The following is a 279-nucleotide window of genomic DNA, read 5'->3' on the forward strand; positions in this document are numbered from 1 at the left end:
GGTCTTGCCATGAGGGCACGAGGCAATTTTATCGCCGGGCGTGGGTGCAGGAAAGGGGTGGACGAGCTTGGGGAAGAGTTAGTCGCGGTTCCAAGGACCCGGGTTGACGCGGTACAAAAGGGCGGCCCCGATGACGGCCCCCAATGCCGCCCCGAAGGGCGCTGCGCCTACCGTCCGGCCCAACAACGCACCGGCAATTGCTCCCAACATGGCGCCGAGGAAAAGGCCCCTGCCGTTGCGGTGCGGTTTCTTCATCGACTTCTTGGTCATCGACCCAGC

At 64.2% G+C, this 279-nt stretch carries 1 pseudogene; it reads right to left on the reverse strand.

Going from position 1 to position 279, the window contains the following annotated elements:
• Positions 1 to 78: 78 nt before the first annotated feature.
• A pseudogene (locus SB764_RS39570) lies at positions 79 to 279 on the reverse strand (hypothetical protein); the annotation flags it as partial.

This window comes from Paraburkholderia sp. SIMBA_027 (assembly GCF_046535315.1).
In the GTDB taxonomy this organism is placed as follows: domain Bacteria; phylum Pseudomonadota; class Gammaproteobacteria; order Burkholderiales; family Burkholderiaceae; genus Paraburkholderia; species Paraburkholderia tropica.